At 39.4% G+C, this 19,778-nt stretch carries 16 protein-coding genes and 1 pseudogene; all 17 read right to left on the bottom strand.

The genetic code is table 11. The annotated features are described in order from the left end of the window. Position 1: 1 nt before the first annotated feature. The 17 genes and pseudogenes from AB5642_RS03635 to AB5642_RS03555 all read right to left on the bottom strand — a co-directional run bounded on the left by AB5642_RS03635 (position 2) and on the right by AB5642_RS03555 (position 19,359). Entirely contained in the window at positions 2-1,474 is a 1,473-nt protein-coding gene (locus tag AB5642_RS03635) for an RNA-binding domain-containing protein (protein ID WP_173717974.1), read from the bottom strand. A 42-nt stretch (positions 1,475-1,516) separates the two neighbouring features. After that, positions 1,517-2,467, bottom strand: coding sequence for a hypothetical protein (locus AB5642_RS03630; RefSeq protein WP_173717973.1), 951 nt, complete (start codon positions 2,465-2,467; stop codon positions 1,517-1,519). Beyond that, the gene (locus AB5642_RS03625; RefSeq protein WP_173717972.1) at positions 2,464-2,709 is read right to left on the bottom strand and encodes a DUF3791 domain-containing protein; all 246 of its coding nucleotides are present in this window, start codon (positions 2,707-2,709) and stop codon (positions 2,464-2,466) included. The genes AB5642_RS03630 and AB5642_RS03625 overlap by 4 nt, the downstream gene beginning before the upstream one ends. Further along, complete coding sequence (locus AB5642_RS03620) at positions 2,706-3,176, bottom strand: DUF3990 domain-containing protein (protein WP_173773126.1); 471 nt, start codon at positions 3,174-3,176, stop codon at positions 2,706-2,708. Before AB5642_RS03620 ends, AB5642_RS03625 begins: the two co-directional genes overlap by 4 nt. Beyond that, positions 3,173-3,412 carry a DUF3791 domain-containing protein gene (locus tag AB5642_RS03615; protein WP_173717970.1) on the bottom strand — a complete coding sequence of 80 codons (240 nt, stop codon included), beginning with the start codon at positions 3,410-3,412 and terminating at the stop codon, positions 3,173-3,175. The genes AB5642_RS03620 and AB5642_RS03615 overlap by 4 nt, the downstream gene beginning before the upstream one ends. 14 nt (positions 3,413-3,426) lie before the next feature. After that, positions 3,427-4,866, bottom strand: coding sequence for a hypothetical protein (locus AB5642_RS03610; protein ID WP_237925772.1), 1,440 nt, complete (start codon positions 4,864-4,866; stop codon positions 3,427-3,429). A 5-nt stretch (positions 4,867-4,871) separates the two neighbouring features. Beyond that, the gene (gene pglX / locus AB5642_RS03605; protein ID WP_173717969.1) at positions 4,872-8,363 is read right to left on the bottom strand and encodes a BREX-1 system adenine-specific DNA-methyltransferase PglX; all 3,492 of its coding nucleotides are present in this window, start codon (positions 8,361-8,363) and stop codon (positions 4,872-4,874) included. Between the two features lie 37 nt (positions 8,364-8,400). Beyond that, positions 8,401-9,846, bottom strand: a complete 1,446-nt coding sequence (locus AB5642_RS03600) for an SEFIR domain-containing protein (RefSeq protein WP_173717968.1) — start codon at positions 9,844-9,846, stop codon at positions 8,401-8,403. Between the two features lie 9 nt (positions 9,847-9,855). Then, positions 9,856-13,395: a BREX system P-loop protein BrxC gene (brxC, locus tag AB5642_RS03595; protein ID WP_368371466.1), complete on the bottom strand. Its 3,540-nt coding sequence runs from the start codon at positions 13,393-13,395 to the stop codon at positions 9,856-9,858. 13 nt (positions 13,396-13,408) lie between these two features. Further along, positions 13,409-13,969 (bottom strand): DUF1788 domain-containing protein, encoded by a 561-nt coding sequence (locus tag AB5642_RS03590; RefSeq protein WP_195379247.1) that lies wholly within the window; start codon positions 13,967-13,969, stop codon positions 13,409-13,411. 11 nt (positions 13,970-13,980) lie between these two features. Then, positions 13,981-14,586 (bottom strand): DUF1819 family protein, encoded by a 606-nt coding sequence (locus tag AB5642_RS03585; RefSeq protein WP_195379246.1) that lies wholly within the window; start codon positions 14,584-14,586, stop codon positions 13,981-13,983. A gap of 14 nt (positions 14,587-14,600) precedes the next feature. Further along, positions 14,601-14,819 (bottom strand): helix-turn-helix transcriptional regulator, encoded by a 219-nt coding sequence (locus AB5642_RS03580; protein WP_002578407.1) that lies wholly within the window; start codon positions 14,817-14,819, stop codon positions 14,601-14,603. 604 nt (positions 14,820-15,423) lie between these two features. Beyond that, positions 15,424-15,549: pseudogene (locus AB5642_RS03575) on the bottom strand (helix-turn-helix domain-containing protein); the annotation flags it as partial. 141 nt (positions 15,550-15,690) lie between these two features. Continuing rightward, a complete protein-coding gene (locus tag AB5642_RS03570; protein ID WP_368371465.1) occupies positions 15,691-16,590 on the bottom strand; it encodes an ORF6N domain-containing protein in 900 nt (299 codons plus the stop codon). A 333-nt stretch (positions 16,591-16,923) separates the two neighbouring features. Beyond that, positions 16,924-17,874: an acyl-CoA thioester hydrolase/BAAT C-terminal domain-containing protein gene (locus AB5642_RS03565; protein WP_195379245.1), complete on the bottom strand. Its 951-nt coding sequence runs from the start codon at positions 17,872-17,874 to the stop codon at positions 16,924-16,926. A gap of 26 nt (positions 17,875-17,900) precedes the next feature. Further along, a complete protein-coding gene (locus tag AB5642_RS03560; protein ID WP_195379244.1) occupies positions 17,901-18,701 on the bottom strand; it encodes a class I SAM-dependent methyltransferase in 801 nt (266 codons plus the stop codon). A gap of 16 nt (positions 18,702-18,717) precedes the next feature. After that, complete coding sequence (locus AB5642_RS03555; RefSeq protein ID WP_195379243.1) at positions 18,718-19,359, bottom strand: class I SAM-dependent methyltransferase; 642 nt, start codon at positions 19,357-19,359, stop codon at positions 18,718-18,720. Positions 19,360-19,778 lie beyond the last annotated feature (419 nt).

Genomic DNA, 19,778 nt, shown 5'->3' with positions numbered 1-19,778 from the left:
CCTACCTTATAATTTTCCAATTTGCTTTTCGTTTTGTTCCGCTCTGTACCAATCTACCTTTTTCCTGTAAAGAAGCGAACATTCGAGAAACCGTTCTTTTCGATATACCCATTTTTTCTGCATAATAGGCCTGTGTTGCAGACGGATTCTTCTCTATAATCTGCAACAATTTTTCTATCTGCGTCTGTTCCTTATTAAGTGGCACTTCAGCGCCATTAGTGCCATCATCAGCGCCATAATTAACGCCATTAGCGCCATTTTTAGTGTTATTGGCGTTAATTATGGCGTTATTGGTATCAACCTGACCTCGATAAATATTGATACGCAAATCAACTTCGCCACCAATAAACTCCGGCTCCTGCAGTCCGGAAGCTTTTACTTTGTCTATAATTCTTGGAATGCCGCTTCCCCAATGCTCGATCAGATTCATATAAGCAAACGCATGAGCAAGAGCTTCATTTCTGATTTTAGAATAGCCTTCTTTCATACGCTCCATCGTTTGTCCCATTGGCAACTTTCCTGGAGAAGTAATTTCTAATCGGTTGTCATATACCGCTACCTGTATCGTACCATGATCCAGATAACTACGATGTACCATAGCATTGATAATCAACTCACGAATGGCATCCGGTGGAATCTCATAAACATCCTGGCGATAAATTCCCACAATAGTAGCACCCAGATGAATATTTCTCAAGACAAACTGAAATGCTTCGTCTATCTGTTCCCAAAGCGGACCGGTATATTCTCTACGATCAACAAATACCGCTTTCGTTGTACCTTTGAACACACCACATTGCGTTGCAACATGAAGTCCTCCGTTTCCAGTCAAAATAGCAAAAGCATTAGACGGATAATCTTTTCCATCACGCTCAATCAAAATGCCCCAGGAGCGCAACTGCTGTCTTCCCACATCTTTAATCGCTGCTTTCTGTTCCTCTGTACGGGCATTTTTGACAGCCTGCTCTTTCATAGCTTTGCAAAGGGCATCAATATCTTCATCTGTAACATTTAACCCAGTACATAAAGCCTGATCGTAGTAACGATTACTGCCCTCAAACAACAATTCTTTTATCATATACTCGTCGGCAAGGCGGGTAGTTCCGGCAACACGAACATATACACCGCCATCTCTGCCAAGAGCCTTGATATAATATGGGCGCTGCCTGCCCTCTGAAACCTCTACCACAATAACAGTCTTGCCATCAACCGTTTGTAAAGTAATATCCGGGATGATTGCCGGTTCACAGCTGTCTGATACAGCATTGGCAATGGCATCCATTTTCTTGAACACATCTTCTTTGTCAAAGCCGACAACCTCTCTGGTTTTATCAGCAATTCCGAAAATGATTTTTCCTCCAGTTCCATTTGCAAAGGCAACCACAGATTTCATATATTTGATGCTTTTCTCCGGCAGGTTCTCTTTAAACTCTACATTTTTTGATTCCCCTGCAAGAATTTCTTCTATGGTCATCGTAACACCTCGCTCTCCTTAACAGTCCTAACCACCATATTTTTACTTGATTGATGAAGAAATTGAGCTCAGTGCTTTGCTTAAAGCATCTTCATCAGCCTTTTTTCTTCTCTCACTTTCCCACATACCGAGTATCTGATAAATGCATCCTTTCACAACAGGAAAATACTTTCGGCATTCTTCTTCGCTTAACTCATGAATACCTTTGCTCAAGATTCCGTAAATAGTTGCATTTTTGACCAGTATATCTGGAAGATATCCTTCCAACATCTTAATTTTTTCAGCTACTCTCGCCCGTTCAAACATCTCGTTATCAATCACATTAGCCGCAGTTTCTTTTGCTTGATAAACAAGTCTTTCAAGAATTCGTCTCAGATAAACATATGATCCAGCACCAACACCACTTGCAAAAAGTCCTATTGCAGTTCCAAGTTCCTTACGGTCCTCCTTAGAAATCACATGTTTATAAGCATCCAATTCCGGAAACGTCATATCTGCAACAGATGGATACTGCCCAATTTTCATCATAGAATTATCTGTTGTCAGGACAATATAATCAAGATGATGTTCCTCATTCATGCTGCAAACAAATTGAAATACCAAAATTCTTGACACTTCTTCAGTTTGCGATTCTTTCCACTTCCATACCGTATTTTGTTCCTTTACGTACCCTCCAACCTGTGGTGTATTTTCAAGAATACGCAACTGCTGAATTCTCCAAACTTCCTCTGAAAGTTTTTTTGAATAGCATTCATTATCATTATCTTGAAAATATATATAAGGCTTCATTGTAAAAACACGCTCTTCTTTACATTCTTTACAATAAGCACTTATTCGGACTTTTCCATCAAGTAAAAGAATTAACTCTTCAATATTATCTTCATCTATTTTCATGGACTCATAAAGTCCAGCCGTTTGCAAAAAATTTGCAAATACATTATCTTTACCGGAAACTATATCGGATGGTATTGAATCAAAAATATTATGTCTCACTTTATTCTCTCCTTTACTACCGCTTTTTCAGGCACTTTCTCCTCATATTCCTGTTTCAATTCCTCTGCCAAATACGCATCGCTCATGCAGTGCATATCAGAAACACCCTCACGGATCAGCTGATAGACCTGGGAATGATAAAAGAAATCCAATGCTGCATCCAGTGAAAGTCCCTGCTGTTTAGCAAAACATTCGATAACACGGCTATATTTTTTCTGAAGCAAAATCGGATTTGCTGTCATAGTGTTTCGCTCCCTTCAAAATGCAACAGAGACAGTGATTTCTCTGTGCGGAAACATATTTGCAGGTTCGGCTTTTCATAACGCAGGCGGTTGATGGCTTCCGTTTTATCAATCAGTCCGTCAAAGAACAGCTCCACGGTATTGAACACTTTATCATTGGCAACACCACCTACAACAAGGTCGTAATCTGTCGAATCTTTTCTACTGCGGCAGTTCAGAATGAAATCCAGCCATTCTTCGGAATAAGAATCAAATTTCAGCGTTTTCAGTTCAGATTCCCGGCTTTCATCGTATTCATACCGAGAGATAATGCCATCTTTCCCACGGCGTTTGAATTTGCCGCACCACTTCACCGCCTGTTCATACAGCGGCGTGACATAAAAGCCACGCCCGAAATCCACATTGGAGCGGGAATGAACCAAATCCGGCTTTGCAATCTCTAAAAAAGAACCATGATAAAGAATCATACTTCCACACCCCTTTCTTTCATCACATCAAGGAGGTCATCAACGATATATTCCCGGCTCTGGGTATGCAGCACTTCATATTCCGGCACGATGTAACCGTGCAAAATATCACTCTGTTCAGTAAATGCCTGATAGACACGCTCTGCATCCACACCCAGCTTTGCCGCTACATTTTCAATGCAAAATACAACAAACTCCAGCTCACTGGAATTTTTGATTTTTTCATCCGCTATCATACGCAAGCCCTCCTTTACTTCAATTTTGAAAATTCATCTATTAGTAATAGATAGAAAGCCGATGGATAAATTCCTTCTCTCAATGCAATTCTACTGATATACCTAAACTGCTTATAAAGTTCATCTTCATTTTTAGGTGTTTCCAGATTTTCTATTAATTTCATAGCTTCTTGGCACAGCGGTTTCGCTATAAAATCTGGAATTGAGTTTGCTTCTTTTATTATCTCATCCTTTGTAATAGGATCAAAAGATAAAACATTAAAAAGCTCAAAAAATTTCTTTGCTTTCTCAGAATTTGGATACTTTTTACCACAATTATATTTCGGCATATCTGCATCCAAAGATTTCCAAAGCTTTTTTATATCTGCAAATTCATACGGTTTTATCAAGGGCAATGTTTTAGGCGGTTCTCCATATGAGTAGAAAATAATTTTATTCACTGCACTCTTTTCGATACATGCAAATATGTGACTATCGTTTTGCGGAGAAAGACCTATAATATGCAATTCACCAGACAGTTCTTCTAGCTCACTAAAATGATAATCTGTAGCAATTTTTAATTCTGGATGATCAATATATGTATCTATGACCTGTGCCGTTCCAGTTACCTTGCTTTCCATGCACAATCTCGTTGCTTGAAATTCCACAATATCATTTTTATGCATCTGTTTTAGCTTCTCCAACATCTGAATCGACTTCAACTTTTTCTGTGCAACATTATACTTATGCCAGCCACTAAAATTAAGCAATGCGTTACAATAGCATTGTGGGTACTCAGAGTTAATTACAATTTGTCCTTTCTGATTATTCAAGAATCCTTGAATAGTTTCCGGATTTTCAGAATCAGCAAGAACCGAATAATCTCCGTGCAAATGATAAACAGTTTTATTAGTAAGTTTTTCTATATTATCATCATAATTCAATGTAAATATAGAATCAAAAGATTTGAAATAGCGTTTGACTGGTTTCTTCATCTTTTGATGAATTTCCTGAATCCGTCCTTCATTATAGATAGCATCAAGAATCATCCATTCCAAACCTTGCTTCGATGATATCCACATGTCTGCCAAGTCAGGATTGTCTAAGAAAGCTAGCCGAAGCAGTAAAAACCAGTCTTCTAACGGAATATCATAGTAATGCTCAAATTTACTGCGATTCGAATTTTGCTCCTTAAATTCTGAAATTGCTTCTTTTACTTCCTTTTCATCCATACTAATTTCATCATATTTTCCATAAAGAACAGAATTAGCCGTAGGTAAAAGCCCCCGAAAAATATTTTCAATTTCTTTTCCTGATAATGTACCTTCAAATAAACTATCGTACTTATCACATAATGCATTAAATACGATTCTTGACAAAATAAATCTATTTGAATAAGCTTTTCCACCAAACTGAATATTTATTCCATTCCCCAAAAGAACAGATTTCTTTTTCATTTGTTCGATTGCAATCACTCCCTTTACTTTATTTTAGCCAAAACATCCTGGAAAATTGCATAATTCTTCTTCACGCCGTCATCCAGGTCAATAGAGATCATTTGGTCGGCAAGATGATGAATCTTTTCCTCGTAGGTACGGATTTCTGCATCCTGTGCCTGCAAAACGGTCAGTTTTTTATTCAGCTTCACACGCTCCCCGGTGGAAGCGTTGGCAATACGCTGTTCCAGATCAGCAATAGCAGTACGGTAACGAGCCTGCTGCTCATGCACATAATCGGTACGGATACGGGCAATGGTGTCTGGCTGATAACGGTGCATATAGATCAGCGCCTTGAAGCCATTCTTTTTGCCACTGTCAAACAGCCAGTAGATCGGGCGTTTCTGATAAATCTTGCAATGATCTTTATAAAAATCATTCAGGAAATAATTTCGAATTACATCTTTCGGCTGACCTTTTCCGCCCAGCGCATCTGCGATGAATTTCAAGTTTTCATCCAGTTTTTCTGCACCATAAACTGTTTTCACGAACTCCACGAACAAACCAACAATATCATCCTCGAAGTATTCATCGTCGCAAATCGGGATAATGTTATCCTTATCAGCAGCAAAAGAAGCGTACTTGCTGTTGTCCCATTCGCCACCTGCATAGACAAGACCATCCACATCCAGAGAATAACGACCAAACATACAGCCAACCGCATAGGAAATGAAAGAGCGAATATCTCTGCCAAGGTCAGCCGTGCGGACGGTGACATCCTTATCCTCAACCCCCGGTGTCAGCTCATCCTGTAAGCCGTAAATGTCGATGAAGATACGGTTCAGTTCTTCCTCATTGGCTTTCAGCTGGTTGAAGCGGTCATCACATTCCGTCTGCCACTGGGTAAAAGCTTCAGCAATGGCAGAAACTTTGCGAAGCAGTGGATGGTGCTGAAAATCTAACGAAATTTCAAACGAATCCCAGTCTTTTTTAGATTCGCTCACACAATTTTTCCCAATTTCCATTGCTTCAGTTTTTACAGCTTTCAGTTGATCTGGCAATGGAATTGAACAAATATCCTGTAACTGAAAATTTAATGTGGGTGCCAAAAATGAAAGGAAAAACTGCGCAACTTTTGTATTTAGAACACTCAGCACCATTAGTGTATCGTTTTTGTTCTCTTGTAACACAGCAGTTTCTTGATACATCTGTTTGTTATCAAGATACCGAAAACTCGGTGACGCAGAACTAATTTTTCCCCATGTTACTCCAGACATATCCCAAAATTCTTCACGAATAATACGTCCTGCTTGATTGGTTTTATAATAACTTCGTGCTTCCAAAGACCAATCTATAACATTTACAATATTACCGTACCACTTTCTATAATCACCTCCCATAGCACATGGGAGCCACTTATAGTCGAATGCACCTATATCTTTTTTATTTACCTCCCAAGCAAATAAAATATACTTTGCATTATTAGTAGTTACATTTTTACCTTCGCCAAAAGCAAAATTTCTTATACTTTCTTTGCTTTTATCGAATACATTAAAAACAACATCTGATAGCCAATATGCCACTGGGCTTCCCGGAATTTTAGAAAAATTATCTGCATTTTGCTCATAATAGAATCCACAATCGTGATTTTCTATTGCTTCCAGTGTTTTTTGGCGTTGAACTTCCATTCCTCCACGGAAGTCCACCAAACGTAAATAGCATCCTTTTTTCTGTATATGACGATTTTGGAAAGCAAAAGTACACACTGGAACCGTTGCTTCCTCGAAAGCAGAATATTCAAATTGAATCAATGTTTCAACTGTGGTCTGATTATATAAGTAATTACGCATTTTTTCATAACTCTGAATGAACATCCAAACATACGGAGTGAAGAATCCACAATATCCTGATTCTTTTGTCATTTCAGAGCAATGAATTACAAATGATGAGAAGAAATCACTCTTATAATCTGCATAATTTCTTTTTATAAAATCATTTAGTTTTGGGTTCATATTGGATGCGCCCATATACGGCGGATTTGTCACAACCACATCATACTTCTGTGCCAAAGCTTCTGCCACCTGTACCAACGGTAATAATTCTCTCAATGCCGTATCACGGGACATATTTATATCTTCCGTAATCTCAGCAAAGCGGTCATATAAAGCAGACCACTCCTGCGGTGTTACGGTCAGAATAGAACCATATTCCTTTGCATCATGCAGTTCGCTGATAATGGTATCCATAGCCGTTGTTAGCTTCGCATCGCCATTACAGAAATAGTCCACAGCAAATTTATCTACATGATTGCTCTCCACAATAGCATACACATGGGGCTGAATGCTACGGCTGAAGAAACGGCGGTCATACTGACGAGCTTTCATCATTACCGCAAAGTAAGCCAGCTGTGCTGCACGGTCATCAATATCCAGTCCGTAAAGATTATTCTCCACAATGCTTGCCACCGCTTCACGGGTAGTATAGCCGTAAGATTCATAAATCTTCATCAGCACATCAAACATATATGCAAGAATATGTCCAGAACCGGAGCATGGATCAATGACTTTCAGCTGATCCGGTGTCAGTGCGGCGTATTCCTTGCGAATCTCAGCCAACTGTGCCTGTACTTCCGGCTCCTGCTCGGCTTCTTCCAGATAATAGTGCCATTTGGTATCTTCCGGGTCACGGTTTCCGGCAGCATAGGCAGACTGTTCTTCCTCAGTCGGAAGAAGCTGCTCTTTCACATCCGGGTGTCCCTCCAGCCATAAACGCCCAAGGCTGTTCTCTACCATATAACGAACAATCCAGTCCGGTGTGAAAAGCTGGGTTGCTGCAGGGATGTTTTCTTTTGTAATTTTCATATTCTTTTTCAGAGCTGCGAAAACATCGTCTTTTTTCTCACTGTTATAATACTGATACAGCCAGCCGATGATCTGGACAGCATCCTTCCAGTCATCCTCCGGAATCAGCTCAATCATCTGCTGAATCACACTACCTTCACGAAGTAGATTGTCCGGCAGAAGAAGCTCGGTGTAATCTGAGAGTCTCTGGAACATTCCCGGCAGAATCTTATTCAAAGCGTTGCACTGCACAATCAGCAGATATTTATACAATTCTTCGGTCTTTTCCGCATCTTTCAGCTCATAGACCTTTTCCATATCCAATCCATCCAAATCCAGATGAATAGCTTCTGTTATAATCTGCGGCTTAAAGTTGTTTTCCTCGTCCGTAAATACACGCACATGAGAAGGAAGATAGCCGTTGACTTCCATGAATCGCAGAGCAGAGAATCGGTTGAACCAAGTGTAGGCAACTTCCTCCATGACCTGCTTATATCCTTTATTGTTAATCTCGGCAATCAGAGCCTGACGCTGTTTCTTTTCATCAGCAGTGAGGACTTTGCCGCCAACGCTGTCCGCATTGGCATCCTCAATGTTATCCTCTGTAATACCGTATTCCACACCTTTCAGCGAAACACGGGCGATCAGCTCTGTTCTTGCCCAGATAGCAAATTTTTTTATCGCATTCTTATCCATTTATTCTCTACTAATTTTCCTTTATCAAAATTTTCTACTAGTTTCTAATTCCTAATTCTTCTGATTTAACATATTGACATATGACTGGTGCTGTTTCAAATGCACTGTTATATCGATATTCTTTAATAATTCCTTCTTTCATTTTTCTCTCAATTTCAATATATTTCTTCTTAAACGATTCCGTATCTGAATATCCCATCATTTTAGCAGCTTCTTGTAAATGCTCATTTGATTTCAACCGAATCGCAAATTGCCTAAAAAGACTGTTTCTGTATTCTGTTCTATCATATATGTATGTTATCGGAAACCAAAACCACATTCTCGTGTAATTTTCAATAAAGAGAGATGCATTATGACAAAAAATGTCAGCAAAGACAAATTCGTTCTTATTACATACCTCTATATTAATATTATTAATCCAATAACTAGCTGTTCCAGAATAATAATTTTTATCATCTTTTTGTGATACAGCTCTGTCAAGACTTTCATTATTATCATAAAAGACATCAAAACTTCCCACCTCAGCATCCCCACATCTACCCACAAAATATGTTTTGGACAATGTATAAGATAACGCATCGTAATTTTTATTTTTCAAATAATACGCTATCACATAAATGAATATCTCATGCAGCAAAGTTCTCATGACTTCTCCCTCATATCCACCTTTACTTTTTATTTCCACACATATTTCTTCCATAACGGATGCTATAATTTTGTGTGCCTCTGATACATAAAGTGAATATTTTAATAAATGTAAGAATTCATCTCGATATAATTTTGTATCTGCATACAATTCTATATACTCATCTGTTGATACACTATCTCCCAGTTCATCCTTTCTAAAATTTACTATCTTCTCTTTTACAGCAAATAAAAAATTTCTATATTCATCTTTCTTAATATTATCTGACTTCTGTTGCTTTAAGCATTCATATCCTGTACGCGTTTTTGTTTGAATAATAGATTTTTCTTCTAACCATAATGGTTTCTTTCCTAATTCTGGTTTTTCTACTATTTCTATTCCATATAAACGTTTTACTAATCTCTGATATTCTGAATCATACTTTTCTTCCTGAGATAAATCAAAATGTAACATCGTTTTTAAGTACTGAGGTTTTGAGATTTCTCCGTTTTCTCCCCGTTCAAAAATTACAGGTAAAAATTTTTCTTGTTTAACTTTGTTGTAAATTTCCGGTGAAATAATCTGTGTTTCTGTCCCTACTCCGCCATGCCTTTCATTTGCTTTTTTCTCATAAATCGGATCAAGTAATATTAATACATTTGTTATTGTTGGATCTGTTACACTCTGCTCCATAAATGCATATGTATCATTTCCTTCTTTCAAAGACCATTGGTCTAACAAAACATCAATACCATTCCCCATTAAATCTGTTGCAAAAGAACGTACTTTCAATCGATAGTCTTCAGATGCCCATGCATAAGAGATAAATACTTTTGGATGTTCTATCGTACTTTTCATAATTTCTCCTTAATTCAGCTTAATCTCGTCGCAATTCTTCAGCAACTGTTTCAGCTGAGAACGAATCTTTTCTACATAATCATCAATGTCCGCATCCGTCTGTAAGGTCTTTGCCTGGAATACAACCTGTCGATTATAGGCACGGACAACCTTTTTCTTTGCGGTCGCTGCTTCTTTTCCCGGCTGTACTGGCGGCTTCGGTGTAGGCGGAGCCAAAACAGATTCAATATTACCGACTGTATCATCCTTGTACTGACACATCGGCAAGAACATAGCATCCAGAAGGGCAAGGCTCTTTAATTCTGCGATTTTCTCCTTACACTGACGGAAATATTTGTCTGATTTTTCAATCAGATGGGATGCTTTGGAATCGCCGTTTGCGGCAGTGTGGGTTGCTTCCATACACTGACGGACCGTTTCCAGAACCTCGGCACGTTTTTCTTCCAGCATCTTGTCATGGGCGGTACGAACCGTATCCATCAACGGATTCAGTTCACGAATCCGGTTATAGTTAAACTTGCTTCCGGTCTGAACCATCGTAATCAAACGAATGGTATTCAGTGCCTTATGTGCTTCCTCATTTTCTGCAATTCGGTCAAGATCGTCGTGCAGAGATTTTTCAAACTGCACTGCCTGGTCGAATACTGTTACCTGGGTCTTGAAGAAGTTTTCAATGCCGTTGCTCATGGCTTCTTTATTATCGAAAAGAGCATCCTCTTTTTTCAGCACACACTCAATCAGGGCAATATTGTCTTTCTTCTGAAAAAGTACATCATCCATCAGATGAATGGCTTCCTGCACCAATGCACGATCCGGGTATTTATGTCCATCATAACGGGCATCCAGAGAAGCATAGTAATCACGCTGTTCACTGAATTTCTCAGTCACAAAGCGAATCAGACCATCTTCATCATCCGGTACATCCATAACATCGAAATAATCCCGGAGCATTGATTTCACATCACGCATCATCGTTGCGGAAATGGTTTTACGCTTACTGATAGAAGTCTTACCGATCTCACTCTTTTTGCGGAGCATATCCGGTAGTTTCGGGTCATCCGGCTGAATGGTATTGCCTGCGTACTTGATGGTTACTTTCTGGGAATAAATCAGCTGTGCCGCAACCGCAGCAATGTCGATTTCTTTCCAGCCATACGGAATCGCACTGTATTTGCTTTGCACATCTGCCATAGAAGTCGGCAGCTTTTTCGCATCCTGCATTTCCAGATATTCTTCCATAGCAGAAGCAGCATCACGGTTCGGTTCCATGCCCGGAAGTGCTGTTACCGCACCTGTCAGAATCGCAATAATATCTGCATCACTGCCTGCATTATCTGTAATCAGGTCGAGCTTGCTATATACATGAGCAACCAGATATTCAAGAGACTGGTCAATCTTGCTCTTGGCATTTCCGGCTTTGATTTCCAAATGCTCACCATCTACATAGAACTGCGCCCCTTCAATGGCATTTTGCAATTCGCTCATGGCACTCAGCTCATATTTTCCGGCTTCGTCCTGTTGGTCACTGATGATTTTCTGCACAGTTTTTGGAAGCTGGCTTACATTTCTCTGCTTTACATACTTGCGAATCTTCATAGCAGATTCCAGAGATTCATAGTAAGGCGTGTCAGCCAGAACCACGATTGCTTCGTTACCTTTGGATTCCGCCATCAGACGGTAATCTGTTTTTTCAATGGCATCAGTAGCCACGGTCAGGAAACGCAGACGCATACCGCCAGTTGCCACACCAACCGTAATGCCGTCCACCATCTGATCGAAAGCAAAGTCATATTTCCCATAACGGAACTTCTTGGTTGTGAAAATATCACCGTAAATCATCTGAGCAATACGCTCCACGATAGAAGCGGTATCCACATTGGTATCCCGGATTTCACGCTGAATGTCCTGTTCCTCATCGGTCAGGAAATTATAAGTATCGCCAGTTCTGCCAATATAGTTCTGGCTCATCAGACGGTCAAGGCATCCACGGACAGCTTCACGCATGATAATCTTATCCACACGAATATCGTCCGCCATAAGGATAACGATATTGTCCAGATTAGAAGGAATATCATCAATATATCGAATCAAGTACAGAAGTTTCAGCACATCCACATCCTGCTGTTCAATGCCATCCACGTTGTCAGCAGCTTTCTGACAACGCTCAATTACTCGGCGAATAGAACCGTCCAGGAAAGTATGTACGGTATCGTAAAAACGGAAGAATGGAACAAGTGCGTATTCATCCTTCTCCTGAATTTTCTGTGCAGCTTCCTGGAAACCGGAAAGCATAGAACGCTCACCACCGGACAGGTGCTTGCCGGAATTTCCATGTTTCCGGATTTCAGCAAATACTTTCTGCATGATGATGAACTGATACGGCACGAATGGGAAGTTCTCTGTAAATTCTCTCGGACCGGAATAACCTTTAATATCCAGAATAGAACCGCTAAAGCTGAACAGGTTACGAAGAACAGAATCATTCTGCTCATAAACACCTTCCAAATCTTCGGTTGCTTCTGGCTTCTTTTTCAAGATACGCTTCTGGATAACTTCATCCACGGAGGAAGAAGATAAGCTCAGTCTTGTCTTGAAACGTGCCTGGATACGAGAGAACTCATCGGCACGAACTTTAATGATTTCATCAATGGCTTCCTGTCCGGTACAGATCACCCAAATCTTACCTTCGCACTCACTTCCGATTTTCTCGGTCAGAGACTGGAGGTTCAAAAGCATATCGGTATCCGTACCAACATACTGACCAACCTCGTCAATCATAAACAGCAGACGGAAGTTTGCAGGTTTAGTATCTACATAGGCTTTCATATCTTCCACAAGCTGTGCAATAGAAATCTCTGTTGCGGTTTTATCATTGAACCACGCCTTGGCATCGTCCTCACTCATATCCAGAACTTTCATCAATGTCGGGATGATGAACTTGCCATTGAAAGCAAAGGCACGGCGCATTTCAAGCCAAGGCTTTCCTTTCTTTTCTTCAAAAACTCTGCGAAACTCCTCAGTTTTTCCCTGCTGGTCAATATAACGCTCCATCATGGCAACTTTCAGATTCTCACCGTAAAATCCCAGATGGTTGTAGAACATTTTGGCAAATACACGAAGAACCGCAGTCTTATCTTTATTGCTGAATCCCTCAATATCAATATTGAACAGAATTGTCTCGGTCTGTCCCTTTGTGGCACGATCAATCAGCATAAAGGTTGCCGGGTCATCCTCAAACTTTTTACGGAAACGCTCCACACTGCGAATGCCTTTTACCTCTTTATTTTCCAAAAGATAGGAAAGCATTTTCAAGAAGTGAGATTTACCACTTCCAAAGAAACCAGAAATCCAAACACCCATATCAGCTGTCGGCTGGTCAAAAGCATCACCGTAATAATTGAAGAACGTAATGAAGTGTTTCTTCAATTCTCTGGTAATGACATATTCATTTAACTCCTGCTCGATTACATCATCAGCAGCCTGATCTACTTTAATTACACCATTGATTTTGCGGTTAATGTCATCCGCAAACATATCTCGAATCATCATGGCTTTATCCCCCTTAATCTATGACACTGAATGCCCGGTAATAATCATTTGGTGTCAAACGATTGAATAGTTTTACATGACGACCATCAAACTCACCCGGATACATAACCAAAATCGGAACATCCGAAAAATACGGTTGCAAGGCTTCCAATAACGTATGGATTCTCATAAACGGGAACACCTCGCCCACACCTGTCAGCATCAGCACATCACCCGGTTCGTGTGGCTCATACTGGATTTTATCAATGAACTCTCCATTGCCGATTGCGGAGTTAAGCTGCTCCAGAAGATAAGCACTTCCGTCAGCTTCTTCCATATCGGGAATCGCATCTGTGATGTCCATATCATCGCAGATAGAGAGAAATGTTTTATATAAATTACAAACGATCAAATGGCAATCTAAGGACTGATCAGTTTCCAGCTGATTCACAAAATGACGGACAACCATTTCATTCTCCGGTTCATAACAGAAGATTCTGATATTCACCTCATTGCTGAGTCCCTTGCCTTCCAGGAACTCCGGTTCCTGAATCAATGCCCGAACTTTGTCCAGGCGTTCTTTTATATCACTCATCAGGCTACCTCCTACGAAAAGCAATTAAACGCTGGCAGTATCGCCGTATCGCCATTGCTTCTGATGGCATTCTCCAAAACAGGATGCAGCCATACTGGATTCAAATGATCTGCCTTGAGATTGTCGAGATATTCTGTTTCGACAAGCACCCTGGCAATGATCTGTTTTAACTTTGTTATTGTAGTATCGCTCCAGGAAGCTACGGTATCATTCTGCTCCTGCAAGCGCATAAAAAATGTATTCAAATCTATCTTACCAAAAGACGTATCTCTTAATCTGTACTTCTCACCAATAACTGTCAGCATAAATTCCCAAACCAGTCGACTCTGCTTCATCAATGCATAAAGACAAATCTGTTTTGCTACATCCGTTGGCTGTGACGCAATCGCAGCAACCAGTGAATCATCTTCCAGTGCATGAAGCCGTTTTATACAAGCTTTTGCCATGCGTGTGATAGATTTTTCCGTTGGGTACTGGAAAAGATTCTGCTCTACAATTTCTTTAACAATTGCATCATCGGAATTTCCTTCTACCATTAGCTTTGCGGTAGAACGCATTTCGTAGAAAAGGAACGGCTCTCTGGTCAAAGATGCAATATAAGGATAAGAATGATCCATGTTCCCGTACCTCCTTACTGCTCCTCTTTTTTATCAGGAACAAATTCCATGATATCTCCCACGTCACAATTCAAAGCAGAACATATCTTTGACAGAATCTCTGTACTTACATTTTCATCTTTTGATAATCGAGACATCGTTGTTGTACTAACTCCTGTCATTGCACGCAAATCTTTCTTCATCATTTCTTTATCAATTAACAATTTCCACAATTTCTTGTAACTAACTGCCATTTTTTCACCTCAATCTTATTTGCTTGAAATATCTGTTCACATGGTATTTATCATCATATCATAAAAATGCGTTTCAAACAATCTAGTCTATCAAAAATCGTAATTCAATTCTGAAATATCGCATTTAAAATCACAAGAAGCACATCTTAATAAGACAAGCTGAAAGTACAAGTGCCACTATATATCCGATTCCACAGAAAAATTTTATCTCGTTTATTTTCTCTGATTGCAATCTTATCCTTTTTTTCAATTTTTGCACTTCCTTCTCAGCTATCTTTCTATTCTGTTCCGCCTGATGCTTTAATGACCGTAATTGTTTTTCTGCTTCTTTTTGTTTTCTATATGCCTCATCAACAGCTTGCACAGATGATTTATTCACCTGTATCTGCAATTTAGAGTTCTGGTCCCGAACGTCTTTTATTTCTTCTTCGAGCAGCTCTTGCTCGCTCCTGCTCTTCAAACCGTTTCTGTTCCTCAAATCGTCGTTGTTCTTCTGAAGCAATTGATTCAGCTTCTGCGTTTCGGACAGTTCGGTTGTCAAACGATGAATTTCGTCGTTTAATTTCCGAATTTCGTCTTGCATTTCGTGATTCTCGAAGAATAGCTCTGGCAAACTTAACATCAGCGATAATAGCCCTTTCGCATTCAATGTCAGATTCTTATTCTTGAAATGATGATTACTCATTACCGTAAAATTCTTAGTTCTCTCTACACGAAAAATCTGTGCCATGCTCCCCACTTCCTTTCCAGACAGAAAAAGACGCAAGCCATATTCTTATGACTCACGCCTTTCTGCATAACTTACTTTTCTATTCTTCTGTTTCTAATTCTAATCTCTGTAAAATATCCCTTACAATACCTGCATCTTCAATCAGATTATTCCAAAGCATTTTTTACCTGCATCCTTCAAAGACGCACCAACATGATATGCTTTCGTTTTATCAAGAATTAAAAATCGATCATGAAATGCTCTTGTGTACTTCACATCCAGTTTAGGATACTGTGCATTAAAGTTATCTACATCTGTTTGAGATAATTTTGTCCGTTGCAGTGTATAAACTGTCACCGCCACATTTTCTTTCTTCTTTGACAAAATATTTAATGTTCCTACATCCACATATCCATCTACCAGAACAATTTCCGTTTCTGCCTTCTGAATCAGTCCTATTAGTAAACTGAACGCATCATATATCTGACCATCAAAAAATATGTTTTGATTAGACTCCTCATGATCTGATATGTACTCAAAAATTTGCTCCAGCTTTTCATCTGTCTTTTTCTGATATTCCAGTTGTTTTAGCTCAACGTTACTAATCCTTTCAAACAAAAGTGCATTGTTGGCTATAAACCGTCGCATTTCTACAAATGCACGCATAATACCTATGCTTACATTAATTGCCACCTCGCTATGCAATACACTGGCCAGCATGGATATTCCCTGCTCTGTAAATACATACGGTAGCGTACGTCTGCCACCTCGTCCATCCTTTTTTTCTGGCTCTTGTATTTTTGAGGTGCCAGATTGGCACTTCAAAGATTCTGTTTCTTCTGTTGTAAGCTGAAAACAAAAATCTTCTGGAAATCGTTTTATATTTCTTTTTACTGCACGATTTAAAGCTTTTGTTTCTACTTGATAAAGCATTGCCAGATCACTATCCACCATAACTTGTTTGTTTCTTACCACATAAATCAGATTTTCAATGTCCGGTGGCATGATTTCAACTATTTGTGTTTCCACTGGTTCCATTTCTTTTACTTTCTGATCCGCCATTCCATCTCCTCTATAACTTGAAATGCCAAACTGGCATTTCAAGTTACTTTACCGCACAATCATTTCTTATGAGTTTCCAAAATCCATGTTCCCATTTTACCCTATTTTTCTCATTCTGCCTACTGCTATTTTTCATACAATAATGAGGTCGCAATCCACGACCTCATCACCTTCATTTAAACATAAATCAATTCCTTGAGAATAATCTCTTCTGCAATCGCTCTGTGCTGGTTGGCTACTCTCACCCATGCCATCTAATCTTTCTCTTTATCCGGCAGTGGTTCTTTTTCTTCTAACTGTTTCAGGATCACTTCTTCCCGTTCTCTAGCTGCTTTATCCACTTTTAAAAGATCTATCTACTCTCTTCCATTTTGCAACAGCATTTCTCACCCGCTGGTCAATATCCAGACGTGCTCTGCGACATTCTTTCGGATGTTTTCTTGCTGCCTGAAATGCCAGTCTCACAAAGAGTCCGGAACCAACCGGAAGCATTGTCTTTAGCATGCTTTCTGGAAAAACAAAATGGGTTCCATGCTCATAAATTACAGACTCTAATCTGCATGTATGCGGATGTTCTTTTATACGCTGCTTCATTCGGCGGATGTATTTTGTAGTATCCCACAACACATCATCTTCCGCACCAATCAGCAATAATGTTCCATTGATTTTTTCAATCTTGATCATCTCGTCTTCTTGGATTGGATGAGCCTTTTCCGAATCGTCAAACAGTTTTCTTGAATTAATCATATCACCGGTTCGCTTTGTTTCTTTTTCAATTACATGCCAGTAATCCGGATGTTTATAGAAAAAAGGCATGTACGGAAGTGGTTCTCCTTTATACGAAAAAAGAGATTCTCCCTCAATCGGCCATTCCTTACAGCCATCTTTTTTGCCCTGCATAAATCCCTGCCAGATAAAGTCACTCGGTGTCAGACCAATCGTCAATGTAATATCTGCAAAATAAGAAGCGGCAGTTAAGGCAAGTGTTCCTGTCGTAGATACCCCGACAATTCCTATCTTCTGATTACCATGCACTTTTAACCAATTGATTGCTTTCTCTATACGTTCCAGCGGATAATTATGATGTCCATAATCCTTTTTCCCAGGTGACATCGTCATCACATTCACACCGAGTTTATGCAACCATTTCACGGATGTACGCGCCAGATAATCCTCTGAATCATCCCCGATCATGGCGATCATCGCACAGTCTGAATCTGATTTGCATTTCCAGTATGCGCCATAAAATCCATCTGTTTCCACATCAAAATGACTTTTCTTCATCTGTATCATCTCCTGCTCGTATAATATCAGCCATGTTTCTCCATAACTATTATTTTATTTGAGATGTTCCGAACGATTGGAAACTTTCCTATCACATGATAAATCGGCATAAGCTCTTTCATTCCTTCAATCAGACTGACTTCCTGTCGAACAGAAAATGCCGGTATGATTCTTTGCAGTTCCTTTCCATTCTTAACTCCCCATGTGAATTTTGCATTGCTCCCCTCTATAGATTTTTCTTTCACATGTTTTACAACAAAAGGGGACATGGTTTCAATCATTACGGTTACCTTCTGGAATGATTTCTCAATAATAGAAAACATTTTTCTAATATCCTTTTCACACAAATACATTGTAAGACCTTCGATTATTAACAGAACATTCTCACCATGATAATCGATATCATCTACATAGGATTCATCCATTGCAGACTTTGCAATCTGATATACCGGACCAGTTTCGGTAAGGAACTGACTCCTTATCTTCATCGTTTCTGACAGATCCACATTGTACCAGTGCAGATATTTTCTCTCCATCCGATAACATCTGGTATCCAGTCCACATGCAATATTTATAACAACTGTATTTGCATGCTTCTCCAGATATTGCTTAACCATCCGGTCTAATACGATTGTTCTAGCAATTACGCCATAATTCATGGCTTTATCCTTATCTGCTTTGGAAAAGTTATAGTCCAGCTTCTCCACAAGTTCTACTGCAATCTCATCCTTGATTTTGGCATTTTGCTTTTTTGTTTCTTTTGCTCTTGCATACAAAGTCTGTACCATCGTTTCCGGCACACCTGTCACATTCACTTTTTCTTTCATTGTCTATTGCCTTCTTCTATTGTTTTCTTACAACGCAATGCATCCTCATACCTTTACGGATTTCAAATTTTTCTACTTTTAATCCTGCTTTCCTACAGCATTTCATGACCACATCTCTTGTCGGAACCCGGACATCTCCGTGTCCACATATATTTGCCAAAGGCATTTCCAGTGTATTCATCAGCCATACCAATACTTTATTGTCACTGGTCACATCTCTCAGAATCAATCTTCCATTTGGGCGAAGACATCTTTTCACACTGTCAAAAAATGCCTGTGGATTTGGATAGTGATGGAAGCTCATAGAACAAATAATTGCATCAAATGAATCGTTTTCAAAAGGAAAATTTTCACAGTCTCCCACAACAAATGTTGCATTTGGAATCTCTTTCTTTTTTGCCTGTTCGATCATCGCAGGAGTCAGATCCAACCCGGTATAATGCCTGTCTGGATATTTTTCTGATAATAAAGAAATCATTGGAGCCGGACCACAGCCTGCATCCAACAATTCTCTAAACGACTCTTTCTCCAGCTCCGCCAGAATATCTGGATAATCCTTCTTACACATTTCGTATATACCCGCATGGTTACTTTCATATCTTCCTGCTGCTTTTGTAAATTCAGCAATCGACAACCTTTTGTATTCTTCGTTTCTCATGCTTTTTCCTCCAATCACTGTGCTGTTTTCGCCTTACATTCACATGTCTTCAGTTTTTTTCACATAACCATTAGAATTTGTAAAGACAGGAAACCAAAAATATTCATTTTCCATAAATCAATATTTTCATAGAAATCTGCCCTCTTTTTCAAGCAAGCAACCAATGTTAGCATTGTCTAACTCATATTTTCTAAAAAACCGTGTGAAAACAAAACTGTAATTCCACACGGTTTCTTTTCTTATGCATCCAGTATATCACCTTTATCTGGTTTATCAAGCAGATTTTGTCATTATGTCTCACATTCAGAAGAATCCATATTTTTCCATCCATAGCGAAAAATAGAAATTGCCATAGAAACCTCACTAACTATTTCGTCTAATATTCCTGCCCTGGAACCAACAGCAATTTGTAGTAAACA

This window comes from Ruminococcus sp. 1001136sp1_2201st1_G3_2201SCRN_220225, from assembly GCF_040924365.1.
Taxonomy (GTDB): Bacteria; Bacillota; Clostridia; order Lachnospirales; family Lachnospiraceae; genus Blautia_A; species Blautia_A faecis.
This window is presented reverse-complemented; position numbering and strand designations above follow the sequence as displayed.

What these genes read in the sequence shown, in the direction of transcription:
- AB5642_RS03585 (WP_195379246.1), bottom strand. Translation starts at nt 14,586, where the DNA reads ATGGATCATTCTTATCCTTATATTGCATCTTTGACCAGAGAGCCGTTC.
- AB5642_RS03590 (WP_195379247.1), bottom strand. Translation starts at nt 13,969, where the DNA reads ATGAGTGATATAAAAGAACGCCTGGACAAAGTTCGGGCATTGATTCAG.
- AB5642_RS03625 (WP_173717972.1), bottom strand. Translation starts at nt 2,709, where the DNA reads ATGACAGCAAATCCGATTTTGCTTCAGAAAAAATATAGCCGTGTTATC.
- brxC (WP_368371466.1), bottom strand. Translation starts at nt 13,395, where the DNA reads ATGATGATTCGAGATATGTTTGCGGATGACATTAACCGCAAAATCAAT.
- AB5642_RS03620 (WP_173773126.1), bottom strand. Translation starts at nt 3,176, where the DNA reads ATGATTCTTTATCATGGTTCTTTTTTAGAGATTGCAAAGCCGGATTTG.
- AB5642_RS03555 (WP_195379243.1), bottom strand. Translation starts at nt 19,359, where the DNA reads ATGAGAAACGAAGAATACAAAAGGTTGTCGATTGCTGAATTTACAAAA.
- AB5642_RS03600 (WP_173717968.1), bottom strand. Translation starts at nt 9,846, where the DNA reads ATGAAAAGTACGATAGAACATCCAAAAGTATTTATCTCTTATGCATGG.
- AB5642_RS03580 (WP_002578407.1), bottom strand. Translation starts at nt 14,819, where the DNA reads ATGGCAGTTAGTTACAAGAAATTGTGGAAATTGTTAATTGATAAAGAA.
- AB5642_RS03570 (WP_368371465.1), bottom strand. Translation starts at nt 16,590, where the DNA reads ATGGCGGATCAGAAAGTAAAAGAAATGGAACCAGTGGAAACACAAATA.
- AB5642_RS03560 (WP_195379244.1), bottom strand. Translation starts at nt 18,701, where the DNA reads ATGAAAGAAAAAGTGAATGTGACAGGTGTGCCGGAAACGATGGTACAG.
- AB5642_RS03615 (WP_173717970.1), bottom strand. Translation starts at nt 3,412, where the DNA reads ATGATAGCGGATGAAAAAATCAAAAATTCCAGTGAGCTGGAGTTTGTT.
- AB5642_RS03635 (WP_173717974.1), bottom strand. Translation starts at nt 1,474, where the DNA reads ATGACCATAGAAGAAATTCTTGCAGGGGAATCAAAAAATGTAGAGTTT.
- AB5642_RS03565 (WP_195379245.1), bottom strand. Translation starts at nt 17,874, where the DNA reads ATGAAGAAAAGTCATTTTGATGTGGAAACAGATGGATTTTATGGCGCA.
- pglX (WP_173717969.1), bottom strand. Translation starts at nt 8,363, where the DNA reads ATGGATAAGAATGCGATAAAAAAATTTGCTATCTGGGCAAGAACAGAG.